Raw genomic sequence first — 2,761 nt, 5'->3', positions numbered from 1 at the left:
CCATAAATAAATTTAGGCGATGCACTGAGCGTAGCCGAAGTGGGCTTGTATCATAAATGTTTTTCCGTCAAGCTACTGTCTGGGTAGGAACTAGAGCATTGGAACCAGCAGTTTTTACACCAACCTTAAATGCCTCAGTTAGTGGGCTAAATAGTACTGCTTCTAGGTTCGCAACATTCAGAGCCAGAACATAATGATGCTAACGATCCGATTTGGGTGGGTTCTTTTTGCACTACCTTTACTTTCTAGTCAGCAACTCACAGGAAAATCCCATAGCCAAAGCTGAAAAAAGAATATTCCCTACTCCCTATGCTTGGTTCTTGGGAGTTGCTTTTTAGTTTATTTCGTGTAAAATTGTCTTTAATCTACGGTAATATGCTCGGTATATAGTAGTTTAGATAAGAAATACCCGAACGATAAGGTAATTTTTTGTGTTTGTTCTCCATCACTTTTTGTTCCAGGGCGGCCACATCATGTAAATAAAAGGATTTTATTCTCAATAACCTCAAAAATAGTCGCATTAATTCCTGCTTATTGACATAGATTTAGCGTAGGCGCAGCCCGTCCTAGACATCGCTTTGAAGCTTGGAAAATAAATCAAACGAGAAATACTGATTTTTTCGTTGGTTCTTAATCTTGGTCGTGATCAAGAGTACTTTAGATGCGTTTGCCCTGCTTTCTGTCCCTGTTTTGGTAAAACAAACATAACACCAAAGCTATTCAGTCCTATTGACGAAATAGCTTTAAATGAGAACTTCATAAAATAACTAATTGGTAACTTATGACTATTACTCTAAAAAAGACTAAAAGCAGCGAAAAATCCTTAGAAGGACTAATAAACAACAAATTCGCTGATAAAATCATCCCTTGGATAGTACCTTTTATAGTGCTACTACTTTGGGAAATTGCTTCAAGAACTGGTTTACTTTCCAGCAGAATTCTTCCAGCACCAAGTAGCGTAGTTTTTACGGCATTTAAGTTAGCCTCAACTGGAGAGCTTTTCCGACACATGGGAATCAGTGCCGCACGTGCTATATCTGGTTTTATCGTTGGCGGCGGAATTGGCTTTCTTTTAGGATTACTCACTGGGTTTTCTCGCGTTGCAGAACAATTGTTAGATAGTTCCTTGCAAATGCTGCGTACTATTCCCAACTTGGCATTAATTCCCCTAGTGATTTTATGGTTTGGAATTGGTGATCAAGCTAGATTATTTCTAGTTTCTATAGGTGTATTTTTCCCAATTTACCTTAATACCTATCATGGAATTCGTAATGTAGATCCTGCTCTGATTGAAATGGGCAAAGTTTATGGCTTAAAAACATCGCAGATTTTGTGGCAAATTGTTTTTCCAGGAGCTTTGTCTTCAATTCTGATTGGTGTCCGCTTTTCTTTGGGTATTATGTGGCTATCGTTAATTGTAGCCGAACAAATTGCAGCAGATTCCGGTATTGGTTATATGGCAATGAATGCCCGTGAGTTTATGCAAACAGATGTTGTGGTGTTAAGTATTGTCATTTATGCACTGTTAGGTAAGCTAGCAAATTCTATCGCCAAAGCTCTAGAAAACAAATTTTTATCATGGAATCCAAATTACAGGTCTGCTGGGTAAAAAATTACGCCAAAAGCTAAATATCTGTTTAGCTTTTGGGGTTATTAATTTATTGCAAAAACTCTAAGTTATTGATAGCTAAACAACTCAAAAATCTCTAACATCAAGGAAAAACTCAAATGGTTTCAAATAGACAAGGTTCACAACTCAATCTTTTGGATTTAAGCAAAGTTTTTGGAAAACAAACTGTCTTAAAGTCATTAAATCTAGAAGTAGCACCAGGAGAATTTATTGCGATTGTGGGGCGTAGTGGTTGTGGTAAAAGTACCTTACTGCGCCTAGTGTCTGGGTTAGATAAACCCACTACAGGCGGCATATTATTAGATGGAGAACCACTACGTAAGCTTAGTCATTCTGTAAGAGTGATGTTTCAAGACCCCCGGTTACTACCTTGGAAAAGTGTGATAGATAATGTCGGTCTAGGTTTGCAAGAAAATTGGCGTGCAAAAGCTGCGTGGGTATTAGAACAAGTAGGACTTAAAGATAGAGCTGGTGAATGGCCTTACGTGTTATCTGGAGGGCAACGACAACGAGTAGCATTGGCCAGAGCTTTGGTGAGTCAACCACAACTATTACTACTTGATGAGCCTTTAGGAGCATTGGATGCGTTAACTCGCTTAGAAATGCAATATTTAATCGAGAATTTATGGCAACAAAGAGGATTTACGGCGTTTTTAGTTACCCATGATGTAGAAGAAGCTGTGGCGCTGGCAGACAGAGTGATAGTAATTGAAGAAGGACGGGTTGCGTTAGATTTACCTGTAAGATTGTCCCGTCCACGAGACAGAGCTAGTGAAGTATTTGTAAATATTAGAGAAGCAGTACTAGAACAAGTTATGAAGAATGAAGGCACTCATGCATATCAATTATTGCAAATGAGTAATTAATATTCTAGTTTTAAGTAGGGGCGCAAGACCTTGCACCCCTACTGACGTTACCATTTTGAAGGATTATGGGGATGTAATTGATCTGTATTCCAAGATATTGGATTTGTCTGCACGTATTCACGAATTTTGTATAATGCTGCCTCATTGCGAATGATGTGTTCGTAGTCAATTGTGTTGCCATATCGGGACTCTTGGTGTACCTCGCAATAAATTAAGGGACTTCCAAGGAATAAATTACTCAACAAAAATCATAAGCTTACATTTA

The 2,761-nt window shown here is 38.4% G+C and carries 2 protein-coding genes; both read left to right on the top strand.

Annotated elements, in window-relative coordinates:
* Window positions 1-781: 781 nt before the first annotated feature.
* Window positions 782-1,609 carry an ABC transporter permease subunit gene (locus tag ACFFAP_RS32755; protein ID WP_375515125.1) on the top strand — a complete coding sequence of 276 codons (828 nt, stop codon included), beginning with the start codon at window positions 782-784 and terminating at the stop codon, window positions 1,607-1,609.
* A 119-nt stretch (window positions 1,610-1,728) separates the two neighbouring features.
* Complete coding sequence (locus ACFFAP_RS32750) at window positions 1,729-2,496, top strand: ATP-binding cassette domain-containing protein (RefSeq protein WP_375515124.1); 768 nt, start codon at window positions 1,729-1,731, stop codon at window positions 2,494-2,496.
* Window positions 2,497-2,761: the final 265 nt, after the last annotated feature.

Source organism: uncultured Nostoc sp. (assembly GCF_964245575.1).
Lineage (GTDB): Bacteria > Cyanobacteriota > Cyanobacteriia > Cyanobacteriales > Nostocaceae > Nostoc.
This window is presented reverse-complemented; position numbering and strand designations above follow the sequence as displayed.

Excerpts from the sequence above, each read along its gene's own strand:
- ACFFAP_RS32755 (WP_375515125.1), top strand. The coding sequence starts at position 782 with ATGACTATTACTCTAAAAAAGACTAAAAGCAGCGAAAAATCCTTAGAA.
- ACFFAP_RS32750 (WP_375515124.1), top strand. The coding sequence starts at position 1,729 with ATGGTTTCAAATAGACAAGGTTCACAACTCAATCTTTTGGATTTAAGC.